This window comes from Streptomyces sp. NPDC005805 (genome assembly GCF_040630445.1).
Lineage (GTDB): Bacteria > Actinomycetota > Actinomycetes > Streptomycetales > Streptomycetaceae > Streptomyces.
Genome location: NZ_JBEXXN010000001.1, coordinates 111340 through 129918 on the forward strand (window position 1 = coordinate 111340; position 18579 = coordinate 129918).

Consider the following 18579-nt stretch of genomic DNA (forward strand, 5'->3'; position numbering starts at 1 on the left):
TTTCAAGCTTGCCATTGGCCCATGAACACCGGATCACGGCCGTACGACGCCGTTGTCCCGCGCAGCTATGGGATCCGCTCCACCACAGCGACCTCCGAGAATTCTCGGAGGTAGGTCATATGCCCGGTCCGGCCCGCGTGCTGTAGGCACATGTCGGTGCACACGTCCGCGTTCCCAGTCGGCTCGGAGGTCCACTGGCATTCCGGGTTAAGGCACCGCGCGGTTGCCGTGGTCTCGGCCGATGGGTGGCGACGCATGACATAGCTCACGTACCGCAGCACGGCTTTCACGCTCACGTCGGCTCCCCGGTGTGCGAGTGGTTCCGGAGCTCCACGTTGCAGTCACTGACCACGGAGCCGTCGCCTGCGAGGCGGGCCTCCCGACGCTGCGCGGCCAGAGCGGCGCAGACTCCGCAGCCGACTGCCGGTACGGGCTCCGGATCTGTTCGCAGCGGCAGGTCTACCGGCGGCTGCGCATAGGTGATCGGCTTCACGGCCCGATCTCGTGTCGTCCGCATGGTGCCCACGCTAGGAACCCCGAGGTCGCACTTCCCATGAGATTGCATGAGGTTGCACGGCTATCACCGCAGGGTCTGAATGACGCTCATGATCAGCGCTCGGGCCTTCGCCCCGTAGGCCGCCATGTCGGCCAGCTCCCTGAACGTGTCCGCGTACGCGGCAACCTCACTGGGCTGGGTCAGCGTGAGGTAGCCCGAGACCAACTCGACGTTGACCTGTGCGGTGTCGAAGATCCAGAACCCCTCCACCGGCATCCGTGATCGCTCGGTACGCGTGGGGACCACGCCCAGGCTGACGCTGGGCAGAGAGCCGACCGTGAGGAGGTGGCGTAGCTGTTCCTCCTGTACCTCCGCGCCGCCAAGCCCGTTCCGCAAGACCGATTCCTCAACCAGGAACGCGAACCGCCGATCACCCTCGTAGAGCACGCGCTGACGCTCCATGCGGACGGCGACCGCATCGGCAACGTCGTCCACTTCGACCCGTCTGCGCTGGACCGCGCGCAAAACGGCTTCCGTGTAGCCGTAGGTCTGGATCAGGCCCGGAACGAACCACGAGGAGTAGGCGCGGAACCGGCGGGTTCGCTCGAAGAGCGGGAGACGGGCTTCCTGGGCCTGCTTGAGCCCCGTGCGCTCCATGCGCCGCCACCCGACCCACATGCCTTCGGCGGTACGCAGCGAGGCCAACAGGTCTTCCGTCTGGTCTTCCGAGCCACACGCCCGGCACCACGCCCGGATGTCGTCAGCGGACGGGGGCGTGCGCGCGTTCATGATCCGCGACGACTTGGACGGGTGCCAGGAGCACAGACGGGCGATGTCCCGTCCGGTGAGGCCGGCATCCCGGCACAGCTCAGCGAGTCGGTTCGCCAGAGCCTGCCGGGCCTGCTGTGCGCTTGATGAGGGTGAGACGGCCATGGGGGTGACAGCTCAGCGCGGTCGGTACTCCTCGTGCGGAACGGCCCGTTGCCAGGCTGCTTCGAAGGCGACGGCGCACAGCTGCACCCGCTCGGGCTCGTCCGTGTACTCCCGCCCGTCGTGGTCGAGCTGCCCGTTCCCGGTGAAGTGGTGGAACAGCGCTTGCCCACCGTCGAACAGCCAGAAGTCAGTACCCGGCAGGGCCATGTCCGTGGTCTGCCGCCGTGGCAGCCACCGGACCAGTTCACCCGCCGCGATGTTCGTGAAGGTGCAGTCGTACTCGTACCGCACGTAGTCGCTGATCGGCTCCGACACGATCCGAAGCCGCCGGACCACGACCCCTCGGGCCGTCGCTTCGCTTACCGCGTCGTGCCAGCCGCCCCACCACGAAGACCGGTCAGCGGGGTCGAGGCGCTTCCCCTGCTGCCACGCGATGAACTCGGGGTCATCGAGCATGTAGCTGTCACGCAACTCAAGGTGCACCGCCGAGTGCTGTGCTCGTGCCAGTGCATGACGGGCGGGTGGCTGCACGGCCTGCCTCTCAGTTGTCGTCCGGGCGCGGGATGTACTTCAGCATCACCGCGGGCAGCCGGATGATCGTCTCGTGGTCCGGAACGTCCGTGGAGTGGCCCGGGATCGAACCGATCTCCTGGCACGCCTTCACCTCGTCCTCGGTCGCCTTGTACGACTGAATCAGAAGGTCGCCGGTCTCCTCGTGGAGCCAGATCGTCGGGGACTCGTCAGTCGGCGTGTTCGGGATGATGCCGAGGAACTTTAGGGTCATGGTCGCTCCCGCCGTCGAGTGGGTTGCACCAGCGTGCACGAGCCTCACCCCTGCGGCTGAGCCGCGCAAGAGGGCCTTCAGCCAAGGAGGTTGGGGTGCCAGCGAAGGGACGAGCGCCCCCGCGCCCGCCATCCCGATCAGGGGTGACGAGTGCGGAGGGTCGTGGTGTTGCCCGGCCCTCCGGGCGGCATCATGGGGCGTTCGGCGGGCTTTGCAGGGCGTTAACTCTGTCGCTCTCGCGCCTTCGGCGGTCGATATTCGCTGGTCAGGGCAATGATGGGCCCGAAAAACGGCGTCGCACCCAGCGTGCGTGTTCCGAACTGGGGCCGGGGTCGGGATGGCGACCACAGCGCAACTTCGCGCCGACCCTCCGATGACCCCAGTGAGCCGTTTTCATCCTGCCTCTGAAGGGCTATAAGGCCTGGTCAGCTGTGGTGGTGACGTGGCAGAGCCCCCGGTCGTTGGCGGTGTTGATTCCACTCGACACTGCCGACAGCCCGGGGGCTCTGTTGGTTCCGTATCCTGCCACGCTCGACGTCTCGTACGAGCTGGTCGAGCATGTCTCCTGGTTGATCTACGCCCGAAGGCGTGAACTGAACTCGCCGTGGAGACGGCTCGGCTGCTTCAAGCAGGCCCTGCTCGTCCTGGCCCACCTCCGGAAGAACGAGACGTTCGCCCAACTCGCGGCCGGGTTCGGCGTCTCCACCGCGACGGCCTGGCGCTACGTCGACGAGACCCTGGACGTCCTCGCGGCGTGGGCGCCCGGCCTGCACGAGGCCCTGACCGGCCTGGGCGAGGGCGACTTCGTCATCGTGGACGGCACCCTGATCCCCACCGACCGCATCGCCGCCGACGAGCCGTACTACTCGATGAAGCACCGCAAGCACGGCATGAACGTGCAGGTCATCGCCCGCCCCGACGGCACACCGCTGTGGTTCTCCCGCGCGACACCGGGCCGCACCCACGACCTGACCGCCGCGCGTGCCCACGGCATCGTCCAGGCCTGCCTGACCCGGCAGATCCTCGTCCTCGCCGACCGCGCCTACCAGGGCGCCGGCGCCACCTTCCGCACCCCCTACTACCACCACCGCGAACAGCCCCAGCACTACCAGCAGTTCAACCGCGACCACGCCCGGCTCAGAGCACCCGGCGAACGAGCCTTCGCGCAGCTGAAGTCCTGGCGAATCCTCCACCGGGCGCGATGCTCCACCCCCCGCGTCGGCACCATCGTTCAGGCCGTCCACACCCTGCTGACCTGCAGCTATTCAGGATGAAAACGGCTCAGTGACGAAGTGACGTTTTGTTCTATTCCATCTATAGAGACTCGGAACATCTCTTAAAGAGGTAATGGGCTTCGACCGTCATTCCGTCACTTCGTCACCCGTTGACTCCGCCCCAGCCTCGTCTCTGGTCGCCCAGACGATCCGGCAGCGCTCGTCACCGTTGAACCTCACGCCCACCCTGCCTCGCCGGACTTCCACGCGATCGATTGCGAGGCCAAGGCGTTCACGCCTTCCGGCGGCATCATCGGCTTCCCAAGCTTCACGTAGCAGGCCCGCATCCAGGAGCGGAGAGATGTCCACGGAAGGGGTCGGCATCCGCGTTAGATCCGCGCGCAGCCCCTCGATCCGGGTACGAAGTCGCCCGGCGAGCCGGTTGTACCGGTCGATCGCGTCTGTGCCGGTGAACTCGCCACGGACGTACCTGGCCTCCTCCAGGTCCGCCAGACGGGCCCCTTCGTCCGCGATCTCCGCCTCGATCGCGTCCCGCTTCGCGAAAACCTCCGGGTCCTCCCTCTGTACCCAGCGATCGGCGATCACGGCGAGCAGCGGGTCTTGGAGCTCCAGGGACGGCAGGCGCGAGAGGAACGCCCGGGTCACGTAGCCGTCGATGCTCTCCACCCGAGCCGATACGCCGGAGCATCCTCGCCCCATGCGGTGGCTGGAGCACTGGTACGACGTGCCGGCCTTGCTCATCCGGGCTCCGCAGAGCCCGCAACGCGCTATCCCGGTGAGCAGAGACTTCCCTTGCTTGTGACCGTGCCGCTTCCCCGCCAGAGGGAACGTGCGCGCTTCGAGCTGGCGGAGGATGAGTTCGCGCTCCCCGACCGTGATGATTCCCTCGCCGATGCTCACGGTTTCGAGCGTCTCCGGGTCCCGGTAGGGCGAGACCCGGTTCATGTACTTGCGTGTCCCGTCCGGCTGCTCCTCGTACTCGGTCTGCGGCATGAGACCGGCGAAGGCCGGTGAGCGAAGGAGCTGCATAATGCTGGACGAGTTCCACTCGCCTCCACGGGCGGACTCCACCCCGTGCTCATTCAGCAGCCGGGCGATGTGGACGAGGGCCTTCCCAGACAGCGCCTCGTCGGCGATCAGGCGGGCGTAGACGGCGGTCTCGGGGTCGTGGACGAGCTTCTTCGCCTCCGGGTCCACGAGCAGCCCGTAAGGCGGCTGTCCGCCGATCCACTGGCCCCGCTGGCGTAGGTACCGCTTGGCGTTGCCGACGCGCATCCCGAGGTTGCGGGATTCGTTGCGCGCCAGTTCCGCCAGCATCGCGATGGTGACCCGGGCGCTGTCGTTCTTCGTGTCGAGGCCGTCCAAGACGGAGACCAGCCGTCCGCCGACCCGGCCTATGTCGTCCAGAGCCTTGCCGACCTCGCCGATGCCCTTGCGGGACAGGCGGTCGAGCTTCCAGACGATCAGAACCCCCACGACGCCGGCCGTGGCTGCTGTGATCGCCGCATCGAACCCCTTGCGGCTGACGTTCTTGTAACCGGAACGTCCACGGTCGATGTGGACCTTGCGGACGGTCAGTCCGTTGCGCTCCGCCCATGCGCGGCAGTCCGCTTCCTGGCGGTCGATCGCAGTCTTGCCCTCCCGGTCCAGGGACAGGCGCAAGTACAGATCAGCTGTGGTGTGTTGGTGCACATCCTCACGCTAGCGATGAGTGCGCACATTGGTTCAGGAAATCCAGAAATCCACAACAACGCACTTACCTCGCAGGTCAGCGAGGGTGATGTCCTTCCCGCCCGTGTTGAGCCAGCCGCCCTTCCCGATCAGCTCGGGGGCACGGACACGGGCACGTCGGGGCGCGGGCGCGGGGGTGTGCGCCGGGGCTGCGTCGTTCATGGTTCAAGGGTGCCATCCCGGTATGAACGGCGGATCACGTGCTCCGGGGGATCACGTGGCGTGGGCCGCTCAGCGGTCGCGGAGGGCGCGGACCGGGTCGAGGCGGGCGGCCCGGAGGAGGGGCCGGGCGGCGCCGAGGAGGACGGCCGCGGCCGGGAGGAGCAGCGTCAGGAGCACGGTCCCGAGGCCGGGGAGGACTGTGCCGTGCTCCGGGAGGCGGCCCGCGAAGACCTCGAACCCGGCGAGCCGGCCGACGGCCAGCGCCCCGGCGGCGGTCCCGAGGAGCGCCCCGGCCACGCCCGCGAGCAGCCCGGTGACGCCCAGCTCCACGGCGAACACCCCCGCGACCCGGCGGCGGCGGTACCCCACGGCCCGCAGCAGCCCGATCTCGTGGACGCGCTCCCGCAGCAGCGCCCCGCCCATCCCGAGCCCGGTGGTGACGGCGGTGACCCCGAGCAGCGCGAGCATCACCAGGGAACCCCAGCGGAACAGCTCCAGCAGCGGCGGCAGTTCACGGAGCCGGTCGGCGACGGCGTACGCGTAGTGGCCCTCCGCCTGGAGGCGGCGGAGCACGGGGGCGACGGACCCGGGCCGGTCGACGACGACGGTCGCCCCGTCCCAGCCCCGGGTCGCGAGGAACCGCTCGGTGCTCACCCCGTCCCGGTCGGCCGCCCACGCGGCGACCAGCGGGGCGTCGGCGTAGGCGGCGCCGGGGCCGTCGACCTGCCAGGACGGGTCGTAGAGGCCGACGACCCTGATACGGGCCGGGACGGCCGTGCCCCGGTTCTCGCCGGTGCGCCGGGTGTGGGCCACGGTCACCGTGCGGCCGAGCAGGGGCGTGAGGTCGTGGCCGTCGCCGGTGGCGGGGAGCACGACCTCGTTGCCGCGCAGCGGGAAGACCGCCGGGCGGGACTGCCGGACCAGGGGCGGGGGGAGGGAGCCGCGCGCGGCGGTCGCGTAGAGGAGGAAGGGCGGCAGGCTCTCGTCGGCGCCGCTGTCGAAGGACGCCTGGAGGACGGGCTCGACCGCGCGGACCCCGGGGAGGGCGCGGACGGCGTCGAGCGCGTCGGGGGTGAGGCGTCTGACCTCCGGGTCGTCGTCGCGGGCTTCGAGGTCGATCTGCCGCAGGCCGGTGCCGGCGGCGAGGGCCGCCTCGGCGGCACGGTCGGCACCGCGTACGACGGTGGCGGCGGCCAGGGCGACGGTCGCGCACACGGCGAGGGCGAGGGCCGCGGCGAGGGACCGGCGCAGCCGGCGGCGGGCGCCCAGGAGCCCGAGACGGAACGGGCTCACCGGGGGGACTCCTGACGGGGTGCGGAGTTCTCGGTGCTGGGTTCAGGGGTGCTCGCGGCGGGCCACGGGCGGGTTGCGGGGGTCTCGGTGCGTGGTTCACGGGTGGTCCCGGCGATCGGGCGGAGGGTGCCGTCGGTCAGGTGCAGCACCCGGTCCGCGCGGTCCGCGACCTCCCGGCTGTGGGTGACCAGGAGAACGGCGCAGCCGCGGTCGGCGGCGCCCCGCGCCAGCAGGTCCAGGACCTCGGCCTCGGTGGCGGCGTCGAGGTTGCCGGTGGGCTCGTCGGCGAGCAGCACCCCCGGCTCGTTGACCAGGGCCCGGGCGAGCGCGACGCGCTGCTGCTCCCCGGCGGACAGCTCGCCCGGCCGGTGCCGCAGCCGGTGCGCCAGCCCGACGTCCCCGAGCAGCCGCCGGGCCGGGCCGAGGCCGGCCCGGGGACCGGAGCGGTGCGCCAGGGCGACGTTCTCCGCCGCGGTGAGGTGCGCGAGCAGATGGAACGACTGGAACACGAACCCGATCCGGTCCCGGCGCAGCGCGGAACGGGCGGCGTCGGAGAGACCGGCGGTGTCCTGTCCGTCGACATGGACGGTGCCCGTGTCAGGGGTGGCCAGCAGCCCGAGGGCCATCAGCAGGCTGGTCTTGCCACTGCCCGAACGCCCGACCAGCGCCACGGTCTCGCCCCGCCGCACGCCGAGGCCGACGTCCCGGACGGCGACGACCGGGCCCGCCGGGCCACGGTGGGTGACGCCGAGGCGGTCGGCACGCAGGACGGCACGGTCGGCGGGGTCAGGGGCGGGGGCGCTCACCGGGCGGCCCGCTCGGCCGGTCGCGCCCCTTCGAGCAGCGCGACGATCCGGTACCCGGCCCGGGTCCCGGGGACGCCGCACTCCGTGTCCCGCGCGGAGTCCCGGTAGAAGGCCCCGGCCCCGGGGCACGTCCGCCGCTTCTCCAGCAGCGCACCGATCCGGGTGGCGGCGGTGGGGTCGGGGGTCCAGCCGAGGGCGTGGGCGGCTTCGAGGGCCTCGGCGCCCTCACGTACGGTCCCCTCCCTGAGCCGCTCCTCGGCCTGTGCCACCAATTCGGCTGCGGACGGGAGGTTGTTCAGGGTGCTCAGCCGCTCGACACGGTCGAGGCCGTTGATCAACAGGGACCTGCCGTAGCGATGCTCCGGACTGTCCGCCTTCCAGAGCGTCGGCTCGGCGGCCGGAACGGGCTCGTCCAGGCCGGTCAGGATGTCGGTGTACCGGTTCCAGACCTCGACGTTGCGCTCGTCCACCGTGCGCGGGACGGCCGCCTCGACGGCGGCCACGATCCGGTGGCGCTCCGGCGCGGGCACCTTTCCGCCCACGGTGTCCATGAGCGACAGCCACGCCCCGCGCAGCAGGGGGTCGTAGTCGGCGAGGACCGATGACCGCATGGCCGTCAGCGCGTCCCGCAGTTCGGGGTCGTCGAGCGGCAGCCCGGCGACCATACGCAGCCGGACCACCTCGTAGGTCGACGTCAGCGAACCCCGGCGGACCTGGACGGAGGACATCAGTCCGCTGGACAGCCGGCGCTTCTCCAACCGCTCGGCCAGTCCGTTGAGTTCCTTCGCGGGACCGCCGAGGGCCTTCCAGGCCCGTGCGGTCAGGGCGGTGACCTGGGTGTCGGTGGACACGGGCCGTTCCGGTGAGAGCACGTCCCGCAGGCGTTCGCGGCGGTCGGCGAGGTCGATCCCGAGGCGGTCGGCGAGCAGGACGAAGGAGGCGGCCTCGATGACGTCCGCCTCCCCGCTCGCCGCTGTCAGCTTTCCACCTTCGGCACGCCACCAGTTCTCCGCCCGTTCCGGCAGGTCGGCGGGGACGGTTTCCCCGACGGCGTCCGCGATGCGGGCGAGATGGTGGAGTTGGACCGGTCGGTCCGGGGCCGAACGCTCCGCCTTCGCCAGCCAGGTGCGCACCGCCGCCCGGCGGTCGTCGCTCAGTCGGGCACCGAACTCCTCAAGGGTGGTGAGGGCCTCGGAGGTGTCGTTCAGCAGAGCGGACAGATCACCGGAGTCGGAGCCGGGGTTCCGGAAGTATCCCTTGTCGGAGAAATGGTTCAGCAGTTCGACCTCGTCCTGGCGGGTGTGCAGTTTCCGCCCGGTCGCGGATTCGATCCGGGACAGCCACACCCGCGCGGCGAAAGGCTCCCTTTCCAGCTCCGCCGAGAAATCCTTGCGCAGGGAATCCACGGAACCGGAAACCCTCGGGCTTTTCCCGTCCGCCGCACGGAGCGCGGTCAGCCCGTGCGCGGATTCATAGAGCCCGGGACGTCCCGCGGTACCGATCGCGGCGGTGAAAAGGCCGTCGTCGGCCCGCAGTTGTTCGATCTGATCCGCAAGGTTCCGCTGCTGCGGGGAGAGCGGAACCGCGTGGTCGTCACCGGACAGATCGAGCATGTTCCCGAACAGGCGCATGCCGAGCAGAGCCGCGATCAGTCCCGCACCCACCACGACGGCGGTCGTCCGAGAACGCGGCAGCGCCCTCCAGGTCATCCTCGGCCTCCTCAGCCGGCACAGGCGGACGTCGTCCCCTGGACCCCGAGCCGCTTGTGGTACGTCGATGCGTGCGAGCACGTCTCGATGCCCCAGACCATCGACAGATACCCCGACCGCGCCTGGCCCGAGAGGTCCGACGTCCAGTTGTTGAAGTTGGTCCACTCGAACGAGTGGCTGCCCGCGCTGCCGCTGCCGGAGACGCCCGTGCCGCTGCCGCCGATCGAGACCGAGCCGCCCTTGCCGGTGATCTGGGCGACGTTCTTGACCCAGGTCATCTTCTGGCGGTTCGAACCCCGGTAGACCTTCGCCGAGGTCTTCCAGTCGCACGCCTTCGCCCAGAGATTGCACTCCCAGGCATTGGCCTGAAGGCTGATACCCCCGCCGATCCCCCGTTTCGAACTGTCGCTGATCGCCGCCGCGGTACCGGCACCGACACCTACACCGGCACTCGCGGACACCGCGACAAGGACCGCCGCTCCGACGGAGAGAATCTTCCTTTTCATTTCCACCCCAGGTGCCGAGGAATTCGGTTCGGCGGCCGACTGTAGCGGCGCACTCCCCGGGGATTCCGCCGCCGGAATCGACGCCTCGCCCGGACGCATCGTTCCTTCGGCCGGCCCGGCGCGGGCGTGCATGATCGATACGGCGGCTTCCCGGAACGGGCTCCACGGCCCGAAGGCGGGCCCGGCCCCCGGCACCCCGGGTCTTCACCTCTTCGGGTAACGCCCCCCGTTCCCTTGCCGCGCACCGGGTAAGCGGGTCACATGAAATACCTGGTGCGGGACAAGATCTTCGCGATCGGTGACGACTACTGGATCGAGGACGAGCACGGGCGGCACGCCTTCCTCGTCGACGGCAAGGCGCTGCGCGTGCGGGACACGCTGGAGCTGAAGGACCCGAGCGGGTACGTCCTGGTCACGCTGCGGCAGAAGCTGCTGAGCCTGCGCGGCGCGATGAGGATCGAACGGGACGGCGAGACCCTGGCGACGATCCGGCGCAAGCGCCTGTCGCTGCTGCGCAACCACTACCGCGTCACCCTCGCGGAGGGGACGGAGCTGGACGTCAGCGGGCGGATCCTGGACCGGGAGTTCGCCGTCGAGTACGAGGGGGAGCTGCTGGCGCACATCTCGCGCCGGTGGCTGACCCTCCGGGACACCTACGGCGTGGACGTCGTACGGGAGGACGCGGACGCGGCGCTGATGATCGCGGTCGCGGTGTGCGTGATCCGCATGGCGGAGCGGGAGCGCGAGGAGGACTGACACCGCGCGCCGGGCCCGCGCCGCCGCCCGGACCGGGACCGCGCGCCCGGCCCGCGCCGCCGCCCGTACACAGGGCCGGGGCCGGAACGCGGACCCGCCCGGCCCGCACGGGCCCGGTCAGTCCCGCGTCACCGGCTCCGCGAGGCCCAGGCGCCGGTCCTTGAGGGCCGGGAAGTCCTCGCGGGTCTTCGCCACGACGCCCGGGTCGAGGTCCACGGTCAGGACCTCCTCCCCGGGCCCGGCCTCCGCGAGGACCTCGCCCCAGGGGTCGACGACGATGCTGTGCCCGGCCTGCTCGACGCCCGCGTGCGTACCGGCCGTGCCGCAGGCCAGCACATACGCCTGGTTCTCGACCGCCCGGGCGCGCGCCAGCAGGGTCCAGTGGCCGCGCCGCCGGGCGGGCCAGCCCGCGGGGACGACCAGGGTCTCGGCGCCCGCGTCGACAAGGGCGCGGAACAGTTCGGGGAAGCGCAGGTCGTAGCAGGTGCCGAGGCCCAGCGTGAGCGAGCCGGGGACCGGCACCGTCACCGGCTCCGTCCCCGCGCCCATCATCACGGCCTCGCCCTTGTCGAAGCCGAAGCGGTGGATCTTGCGGTAGACGGCGGCGAGTTCACCGGTCGGGGCGAGGACGAGGGAGGTGTTGTAGAGGGTCCCGTCCTCCGCCCGCTCCACGACCGAGCCGGCGTGCAGCCAGACCCCGGCGTCCCGGGCCGCGTCGGCCATCACCCGGTACGTGGGGCCGGTGGGTGTCTCCGCGTGCGCCTCGAACTCCTGGTACGCGAAGGCGCCGACGGGCCACAGCTCGGGGAGGACCACCAGATCCGCGTCCCGCTGCTCGCGTACGAGCGCGGCGGCGCGCCGCCTGCGGGAATCGACCGATTCGTCCTGGTCCACTGCGATCTGAATGAGCGAGGCGCGCACACTACCACCGTCCTGGCATTCGAGCCGTCAACGCGGGCCTACGATCGTCACACGAAAGCACTGCCGGGGTGCCTGCGGGCAGCGTACTGTGCTCAACCGGGGGCCGCCCCCGGACCCCCACGCAGCGCCGCCCGTCCAGATTGTCCGCGTACGACCGCCGAGGGGTCCCGTGACCGTCCATCCCAGCCTCCAGACCTACGCCGATGCCTGGACCCACTCCGTCGAATCCATAGCCGAGTTGGTGGGGCCGCTCGTCGAGGGCGAGTGGAACCGTGCGACGCCGTGCCCGGGGTGGTCCGTGCGGGACATCGTCTCGCACGTCATCGGCATGGAGTGCGAGATGCTCGGCGACCCGCGGCCGATCCACTCGCTGCCCCGCGATCTCTACCATGTGCGCAGTGACTTCGCGCGCTACATGGAGATGCAGGTCGATGTGCGCCGGCACCACACCGCACCGGAGATGACCTCCGAGCTGGAGTATGTGCTGATCCGGCGCGCCCGCCAGCTGCGCAACGAGAACCGCACCCCGGACACCACGATCCGGGCGCCGCTGGGCGCGGAGCAGACCCTGGAACTGGCCTACCGGATGCGGGCCTTCGACACCTGGGTGCACGAGCAGGACCTGCGCTGGGCCCTCGGCACGCCGGGGCATCTGGACGCGCCCGGCGCGCTGATCGCCCGGGACGTGCTGATCGAGGCGCTGCCGAAGGTGGTCGCCAAGGACGCGGGCGCGCCCGCGAATTCGGCGGTCGTCTTCGATGTGAGCGGTCCCGTGGAGTTCCTGCGGACGGTGCGGGTGGACGCGGACGGGCGCGGCTCGGTCGACGGTTCGCCGTCCCTCGGCCCGCTGGTGACGATCGCGACGGACTGGGAGACCTTCTACCGGCTGGCCTGCGGCCGGGTCCGGCCGCCGGCCGTGGCGGACCGGGTGAAGATCGACGGGGACGCGGAGCTGGGCGAGGCGATCCTGGGGGTCCTCGCGGTCACGCCGTAACGGGGCGCGTCCCGGGCCGGTTCCAAGGGCCCGGAGGGGCCGGTTCCGCGCCCGCACGGACCCCCCGCCGGCGGTGTCACGCCGGGACGTGCACCGCCTCCACCCGGCTCGCGACCAGGCGTTCCCGCTCCCGCCGCGCGGTGCGGCCGCGCAGCCGCAGGATCTGGCTCACCCCGAGCGCCTGGAGCACGAACACCGAGGCGAACGCGATGCGGTAGTTGCCGCCGGTCGCGTCCAGGAGCGCGCCCACCGCGAGCAGGGTCGTCATCGAGGCCACGAAACCGCCCATGTTGACGATTCCGGAGGCCGTGCCCTGACGTTCGGGCGGATTGGCCGGGCGGGCGAAGTCGAAGCCGATCATCGAGGCCGGGCCGCAGGCGCCGAGGACCGCGCACAGGGTGATCAGCAGCCACATCGGGGCTTCGCCGGGGTGGGCGATCGTCACGCCCCACAGCAGGGCGCTCGCCCCGATGGTGCCGAGCGCCAGCGGCGCCCGCGCGGCGTGGTGCCGGGCGATGACCTGGCCGTAGACGAGGCCGACGACCATATTGGAGGCCACCACCAGGGTCAGCAGACCGCCCGCGGTCTCCCGGCTCAGGTGCTGGGCCTCCACCAGGAACGGCATGCCCCACAGCAGCAGGAACACCATCGCGGGGAACTGCGTGGTGAAGTGCACCCACATCCCGAGCCGGGTGCCGGGCTCCCGCCAGGAGGCGGCGATCTGGCGGCGCACATAGCCCGTGCCCGCGTGGTGGGCGGGCGGCGGCTCATGGCCCTCGGGGTGGTCCCGGAGGAACAGCAGGAGCAGCACCAGGACCACCGCACCGGCCAGGGCGCTGCCAGCGAAGGTCGCGGTCCAGCCCATGCCGTGCAGCATCCGGGCGATGACGAGGGTGGAGACCAGGTTGCCCGCCATCCCGCACAACGCGGCGACCTGGGCGATCAGCGGCCCCCGGCGGACCGGGAACCAGCGGGACCCCAGACGCAGCACGCTGATGAAGGTCATCGCGTCGCCGCAGCCGAGGAGGGCGCGGGAGGCGAGGGCCATCCCGAAGGAGGGGGAGAGGGCGAAGCCGAGCTGGCCCGCGGTGAAGAGGACCGCGCCGATGGTGAGGACCTTCTTGGTGCCCAGCCGGTCCACCAGCAGCCCGACCGGTATCTGCATGCCCGCGTAGACGAGGAGTTGGAGGATCGAGAACGTGGAGAGGGCGGAGGCCCCGACGCCGAACCGGTCCGCCGCGTCCAGCCCGGCGACCCCGAGCGAGGTGCGGAAGATGACCGCGACGAAGTAGACGGCGACGCCGATGCCCCAGACCGCGGCGGCACGCCGGCCACCGGGCGGATCGGCGGGGAGCACGGCGCCTGCGGGAGCCGCGCTCACCGGTCCTCTCCGCGGACCAGGTCCTTCACCCGCCCGAGGTGCTGCCGCACACAGGCGGCCGCCCCGTCGGCGTCACCGGCCTTGATGCGGTCCAGGATCTCGGTGTGCTCGGCGTGGTTGCGGTTGATGCGGTCGGGCAGGGCCTGCATGATCGCGACGCCCATCCGGAGCTGGCGGTCGCGGAGCTGGTCGTAGAGCTTGGCGATGATCTCGTTGCCCGCGTGCCGGACGATCTGGGCGTGGAAGCAGCGGTCGCTCGCGGCGAAGGCGGCGAGGTCGCCGGCCTCGGCGTGCGCCCGTTGCTCGTCGAGGAGTTCCTCCAGCCGCGCGAGGAGGTGCGGGGGCGCGGGGACGGCCTTGCGGACGGCGAACTCCTCGACCAGCAGCCGGGTCTCGACGACATCCGCGATCTCCTGCGCGGAGACGGCGAGGACGAGGGCGCCCTTCTTGGGATAGAGCTTGATCAGCCCTTCCACTTCCAGCTTGAGCAGCGCCTCACGGACCGGCGTCCGGGAGACCCCCACGGCCTCGGCCAGCTCGCCCTCGGTGAGGAGGGTCCCGCCCTCGTACTCACGGTCCAGCACCGCCTGCTTGATGTGCGCGTAGACGCGCTCGGCCGCGGCCGGCTGCTTGCCGGAAGTGGTGGGAGCGGTGGCTGAGGCAGGCATGCACACAGCATAGATACAACAGACTTCAACGAGAAAGCCCCGTCCGCGATCCGGGCGGGGCTGGTGTCACGTCAGCAGGAGTTGGTGGACTTCCAGGTGCCGAGGCCCGTGTTCCGCCAGTAGTAGTACTCGCCCTTCTTGAGGCTCACACAGGGGCTGTCCTTGCCCAGCCGCATGATGACCTTGATCTTCTTGGTGGAGCTGCAGTTGTTGCGGACCTGCACGGTCCACTCGCTGGCGGTGTTGAAGTTGGCCGTCTTGACGCAGCTCGGCGCACTGGCCGCGTACGCCGGTGCCGTCGCGGCGCCGGCCAGACCGGTGCCGAGCAGGGCGGCGGTCATGAGGGTGCCCGTGAGAGCGCGTGCCTTCATCGTTGTCCCGTTTCGTGTGATGCGGTGAATCGGTCGTGCGCGGACGCCGACCGGTGCCCCTCGGCGGCGGCCGGCGTGATCGCGCCGGACCAGTAGGCCACGGCAGGCGGCGGCGCCGCGCCGGTCCCCGGGCAGGCCGGAACGTCCCACGCCCTGAGCTGCGTTGATGTGCCGGAACATGGGACGGCCCGGGACGGGACGGTGCGTCACGGGCGGCTCCTGGTGCCGGATCGGGAGCGGTGCGTCGGTAGGCTGACCGGACGGCTTTACCTGCGCATTGCCATGGGCGGGGCGCCCGCTCCGGGGGGAGCGGGCAAGGACATGGGGGCTGTTTCGACGATGGGTGAGTGGAGAGGGCTGCCGGAGGGACTGACCGGCGGCGAGCGGGACTTCGTGGGGGAGTTGCGCCGGCTGAAGGAGATCAGCGGGCTCAGCCTGTCCGCGCTGGCCGGCCGTACGAGCGTGAGCAGATCGTCCTGGGACCGGTACCTCAACGGGCGGGGCCTGCCGCCCGTCGACGCGGTACGGGAGCTGGCGGAGCTGGGCGGCGAAGCGCCCGAACGGCTGCTGGCCCTGCGCGCGACGGCGGACGAGGCGCGAGCGGCCCGCCAGGTACCGGGGCGCGCCCGGACCGACGGGGTACACGGGGTGCCCACCGGCGCCCGGAGCCCGGCGCTCGGCCCCGCCCCGGCGGCACCGCCGCCGGAAGCGGCCCCGGCCCGGCAACCGGAGCCCACGCCCGGGGCCACGGTCCTGCCGGGGACCGGGCCCGACCCGGCAGGCACGCCCGCGACCGGCACGGTGCCCGAGCCGGCACCAGGGGGCGCGACCACGAACGAGGCGCCGTCCGCGTCGGAGCCAGTGCCCGCCGCAGCGGACGCGGCGGGCCCCGGCTCCGAGGCCGGGCCCGGGGCCAGGGCCGTCCGGCGCCGGCGGGCCGGCCTGCTCGCGGCCGCGGCGGCGCTCGTCGCGGTGGCCCTGGCTGCCCTCCTCATGCTCCCGGACCGCGCGCAGCCGGACACGGACGGCAGCCGTCCGGCCCGGAGCACGGAGTTCGTCTTCGAACCGGGGCGGACGTACTCCTGCGATGTGCGCCGGGAGGACGACCGGCTGTACGCCGGTATGAGCGACACCATGGACGCCCTGCTCCAGCAGATCTCCACCAGCTGGCACGTGGTGGAGGTGCAGTGCCTCCTCGAACACCGGGGGTACTCCCCCGGCGGGGTCGACGGCGCGTACGGGCAGGCCACGGAGAAGGCGGTGAAGCGCCTCCAGGAGTCGGAGGGCCTGGTGCCGGACGGCATCGTCGGCCCGCACACCTGGGAGGTGCTGCGCCGATGACGGAGAAGCCTCCGGCACGGGAGCTTCCGACGCAGGAGCGGCTGGCGCACGAGCGGCTGGTGCGGGAGCTCTCGGCGCTGCGCCGGCGGACGGGGTTGAGCCTCAGCGGGCTGGCGCAGCGGACGACGGCGAGCCGGTCGTCCTGGCACCGCTATCTCAGCGGCGCCCAACTGCCGCCGCACGCCGTGGTGGAGGAGCTGTGCGGGCTGGCGGGCGAGCCGCCCGGCCGGCTGATCGCCCTCCGTGAGCTGGCGGAGGACGCCGGTGACACCCCGCGCCCCGCTCCTGCCGGGGAGGTCCGGGGCGCGCCCCGGCCGGAGGCGCCCGCCCCGGCTCCGCCCGGCCCCGCTGTGCCGGGCCGGATCCCCGACGACCGGCTGTCCGGCGAACCGTCGGCGGCTGCCCCGCCCGCGCGTACCGGCCGCCGCCGGGCGCGCCTGAAGGGCCGGCGCCCGGTGGCGACGGCGATGGCGGGCGCCCTGGCGGTCGGCACGCTGGTGACCGCCGCCCTCGTCCTGCGCCCGGCGGAGCCCGCGCCCAAGCAGCTCCGTCCGGGCTGCAAGGGCACCGACTGCACCGGCCTCGCCTCGCAGCCGCTCGCCTGCGCGTTCAACGGCGTCGGTACCCGCACGGTGGCCGAGCGCCGGCCCGGCAAGGGCGAGGGGGCCGCGATGGAGATCCGCTACAGCCCGGCCTGCGAGGCGAGTTGGGCCCGTATGTGGTTCGCTCGGATCGGGGACCGCCTGGAGATCAGCGGGCCGGGGCAGCCCACGCAGTCCGTGACCGTCGAGGACCGCTTCGACGCCGAGGGCTACCTGTCCACACCGATGCTCGGCGGCGGACCGGACGGCCTGTCCGCCTGTGTGATACCCGCCGACGGGTCCGAGCGCGTCTGCGTCAGGCCCTGAAGACCCGCCGCCCCCGCCGCTCTACTGAAACGCCCCACGTGAAACGCCCGGCCGGGGTGCTCCCCGGCCGGGCGTTTCACGTGAAACGGGGCATTGGGCCCGTCAGGGCCTCACGCCCAGGTGATCAGGCGCTTCGGCTGTTCCAGGACCGCCGCGATGTCCGCGAGGACCTTGGAGCCCAGCTCGCCGTCGACCAGGCGGTGGTCGAAGGAGAGCGCCAGCGTGGTCACCTGACGCGGCTTCACCTTGCCCTTGTGCACCCACGGCTGGAGCTTGATCGCGCCGACCGCGAGGATCGCGGACTCGCCGGGGTTGAGGATGGGGGTGCCCGTGTCGACGCCGAAGACGCCGACGTTGGTGATGGTCACCGTGCCGCCCTGCATGGCCGCCGGGGTCGTCCTGCCCTCACGGGCCGTCGCCACCAGTTCGCCCAGCGCGGAGGCCAGCTCCGGGAGGGTCTTGTCGTGCGCGTCCTTGATGTTCGGCACGATCAGACCGCGCGGGGTGGCCGCCGCGATGCCCAGGTTGACGTAGTGCTTGAGCACGATCTCCTGAGCGGCCTCGTCCCAGGCGGCGTTGACCCCCGGGTTGCGCTTGATGGCCACGAGGAGCGCCTTGGCGATCAGAAGCAGGGGGTTGACCCGCAGCCCGGCCATGTCCTTGTCGGACTTGAGCTCCTCGACGAGCTTCATCGTGCGGGTGACGTCGACCGTCACGAACTCGGTGACATGCGGCGCCGTGAAGGCGCTGCCCACCATCGCGGCGGCGGTCGCCTTGCGCACGCCCTTGATCGGAACACGCGTCTCCCGGACTCCGGCTCCGGCCGCCTCCGCCGGAGCGGGCGCGGCGGCCACCGGGGCCGCCTGCGGCTCCGCGACCGGGGCGGCGGGCGCCTCGGTGGGAGCGGCGGCCGCGTGCACGTCCTCACGGGTGATGATCCCGTCCGGACCGGTCGGGACCACGGTCGCCAGGTCGATGCCCAGGTCCTTGGCCAGTTTGCGCACCGGCGGCTTGGCCAGTGGGCGCGCCCGCTCGGCCGTACCCGCAGGAGCGGAAGCCGGGGCCGGGGCGGCGGGGGCCCCGTGCCCGTTCATCTCCGCCTGGATCGCGGCCGCGGCCGCCTGCTCCGGCACGGAGACGGCCTGCTTGCGGGGCCGGCGCTTGGTGGAGGACTCGGCGACGCCGTAGCCCACCAGCACGGGCTGGCGGCCCTTGGGCTTGTCGTCCTCCGGCTCCTCGGCCGCCGCCGGCGCCGGGGCGGGCGCCGCGGCCGGGGCGGCGGCGGGGGCCTCGGGCTCGGCGGGGCCCGAGCCGGGCGCGACGTCGATGGTGATGATCGAGGTGCCGACGTCGACGGTGGTGCCCTCGCTGAAGCGCAGCTCGTGCACCACGCCGTCGTACGGGATCGGGAGCTCGACGGCGGCCTTGGCCGTCTCGACCTCGCACACCACCTGGCCGTCGGTGACGCTGTCACCGGGCTTGACGTACCAGGTGAGGATCTCGGCCTCGGTGAGCCCTTCGCCCACGTCGGGCATCTTGAACTCGCGGAAGCGCAGGGAAGTGTCTGCGGTCATGTTCTCGGCA

19 protein-coding genes are annotated in these 18579 nt (G+C 71.8%); 5 read left to right on the top strand and 14 right to left on the bottom strand.

Features of this window, described 5'->3' with window-relative positions:
• Positions 1 to 580: 580 nt before the first annotated feature.
• Genes ABZ457_RS00525 through ABZ457_RS00535 form a run of 3 tightly spaced genes read right to left on the bottom strand, consistent with a single transcriptional unit; the run spans position 581 to position 2213 of the window.
• Complete coding sequence (locus ABZ457_RS00525) at positions 581 to 1429, bottom strand: helix-turn-helix transcriptional regulator (protein WP_359152284.1); 849 nt, start codon at positions 1427 to 1429, stop codon at positions 581 to 583.
• 12 nt (positions 1430 to 1441) lie between these two features.
• Positions 1442 to 1960 (bottom strand): DUF6879 family protein, encoded by a 519-nt coding sequence (locus tag ABZ457_RS00530; protein WP_359152286.1) that lies wholly within the window; start codon positions 1958 to 1960, stop codon positions 1442 to 1444.
• A gap of 10 nt (positions 1961 to 1970) precedes the next feature.
• Complete coding sequence (locus tag ABZ457_RS00535) at positions 1971 to 2213, bottom strand: hypothetical protein (protein WP_037920596.1); 243 nt, start codon at positions 2211 to 2213, stop codon at positions 1971 to 1973.
• Positions 2214 to 2680: 467 nt separating this feature from the next.
• On the opposite strand from ABZ457_RS00535, the gene ABZ457_RS00540 reads away from it, so the two are divergent.
• On the top strand, positions 2681 to 3487 hold the full coding sequence (locus tag ABZ457_RS00540) for an IS5 family transposase (protein ID WP_359152674.1): 807 nt from the start codon (positions 2681 to 2683) through the stop codon (positions 3485 to 3487).
• An 87-nt stretch (positions 3488 to 3574) separates the two neighbouring features.
• On the opposite strand, the gene ABZ457_RS00545 is transcribed toward ABZ457_RS00540, so the two are convergent.
• The 6 genes from ABZ457_RS00545 to ABZ457_RS00570 form a co-directional block, all read right to left on the bottom strand.
• A complete protein-coding gene (locus ABZ457_RS00545) occupies positions 3575 to 5140 on the bottom strand; it encodes a recombinase family protein (protein WP_359152289.1) in 1566 nt (521 codons plus the stop codon).
• A 33-nt stretch (positions 5141 to 5173) separates the two neighbouring features.
• A complete protein-coding gene (locus ABZ457_RS00550; RefSeq protein WP_359152291.1) occupies positions 5174 to 5341 on the bottom strand; it encodes a hypothetical protein in 168 nt (55 codons plus the stop codon).
• Positions 5342 to 5410: 69 nt separating this feature from the next.
• Positions 5411 to 6634, bottom strand: coding sequence for an ABC transporter permease (locus ABZ457_RS00555; protein ID WP_359152293.1), 1224 nt, complete (start codon positions 6632 to 6634; stop codon positions 5411 to 5413).
• Positions 6631 to 7440: an ABC transporter ATP-binding protein gene (locus tag ABZ457_RS00560; RefSeq protein ID WP_359152295.1), complete on the bottom strand. Its 810-nt coding sequence runs from the start codon at positions 7438 to 7440 to the stop codon at positions 6631 to 6633. The genes ABZ457_RS00555 and ABZ457_RS00560 overlap by 4 nt, the downstream gene beginning before the upstream one ends.
• The gene (locus tag ABZ457_RS00565; RefSeq protein ID WP_359152297.1) at positions 7437 to 9149 is read right to left on the bottom strand and encodes a hypothetical protein; all 1713 of its coding nucleotides are present in this window, start codon (positions 9147 to 9149) and stop codon (positions 7437 to 7439) included. The genes ABZ457_RS00560 and ABZ457_RS00565 overlap by 4 nt, the downstream gene beginning before the upstream one ends.
• 11 nt (positions 9150 to 9160) lie before the next feature.
• Positions 9161 to 9655, bottom strand: a complete 495-nt coding sequence (locus tag ABZ457_RS00570; protein WP_359152299.1) for a hypothetical protein — start codon at positions 9653 to 9655, stop codon at positions 9161 to 9163.
• Positions 9656 to 9916: 261 nt separating this feature from the next.
• Between ABZ457_RS00570 and ABZ457_RS00575 the strand changes: the two genes are divergently transcribed.
• On the top strand, positions 9917 to 10411 hold the full coding sequence (locus ABZ457_RS00575) for an LURP-one-related family protein (RefSeq protein WP_359152301.1): 495 nt from the start codon (positions 9917 to 9919) through the stop codon (positions 10409 to 10411).
• 117 nt (positions 10412 to 10528) lie between these two features.
• Here ABZ457_RS00575 and ABZ457_RS00580 read toward each other — a convergent pair whose 3' ends face one another.
• A complete protein-coding gene (locus ABZ457_RS00580) occupies positions 10529 to 11332 on the bottom strand; it encodes a carbon-nitrogen family hydrolase (protein ID WP_359152303.1) in 804 nt (267 codons plus the stop codon).
• A 169-nt stretch (positions 11333 to 11501) separates the two neighbouring features.
• Here ABZ457_RS00580 and ABZ457_RS00585 point away from each other — a divergent pair, with 169 nt between their 5' ends.
• A complete protein-coding gene (locus ABZ457_RS00585) occupies positions 11502 to 12326 on the top strand; it encodes a maleylpyruvate isomerase family mycothiol-dependent enzyme (RefSeq protein WP_359152305.1) in 825 nt (274 codons plus the stop codon).
• A 76-nt stretch (positions 12327 to 12402) separates the two neighbouring features.
• Here ABZ457_RS00585 and ABZ457_RS00590 read toward each other — a convergent pair whose 3' ends face one another.
• From ABZ457_RS00590 to ABZ457_RS00600, 3 genes are all read right to left on the bottom strand, one after another.
• Positions 12403 to 13707, bottom strand: a complete 1305-nt coding sequence (locus tag ABZ457_RS00590) for an MFS transporter (RefSeq protein WP_359152307.1) — start codon at positions 13705 to 13707, stop codon at positions 12403 to 12405.
• Positions 13704 to 14375: a GntR family transcriptional regulator gene (locus tag ABZ457_RS00595; RefSeq protein WP_359152309.1), complete on the bottom strand. Its 672-nt coding sequence runs from the start codon at positions 14373 to 14375 to the stop codon at positions 13704 to 13706. The genes ABZ457_RS00590 and ABZ457_RS00595 overlap by 4 nt, the downstream gene beginning before the upstream one ends.
• Positions 14376 to 14446: 71 nt before the next feature.
• Positions 14447 to 14746, bottom strand: a complete 300-nt coding sequence (locus ABZ457_RS00600) for a hypothetical protein (RefSeq protein WP_359152311.1) — start codon at positions 14744 to 14746, stop codon at positions 14447 to 14449.
• Between the two features lie 339 nt (positions 14747 to 15085).
• On the opposite strand from ABZ457_RS00600, the gene ABZ457_RS00605 reads away from it, so the two are divergent.
• Positions 15086 to 16087: a peptidoglycan-binding protein gene (locus ABZ457_RS00605; RefSeq protein WP_359152313.1), complete on the top strand. Its 1002-nt coding sequence runs from the start codon at positions 15086 to 15088 to the stop codon at positions 16085 to 16087.
• Positions 16084 to 16995, top strand: coding sequence for a DUF2690 domain-containing protein (locus ABZ457_RS00610; protein ID WP_359152315.1), 912 nt, complete (start codon positions 16084 to 16086; stop codon positions 16993 to 16995). Before ABZ457_RS00605 ends, ABZ457_RS00610 begins: the two co-directional genes overlap by 4 nt.
• Before the next feature lie 110 nt (positions 16996 to 17105).
• On the opposite strand, the gene ABZ457_RS00615 is transcribed toward ABZ457_RS00610, so the two are convergent.
• A complete protein-coding gene (locus ABZ457_RS00615; RefSeq protein WP_359152317.1) occupies positions 17106 to 18569 on the bottom strand; it encodes a dihydrolipoamide acetyltransferase family protein in 1464 nt (487 codons plus the stop codon).
• Positions 18570 to 18579: the final 10 nt, after the last annotated feature.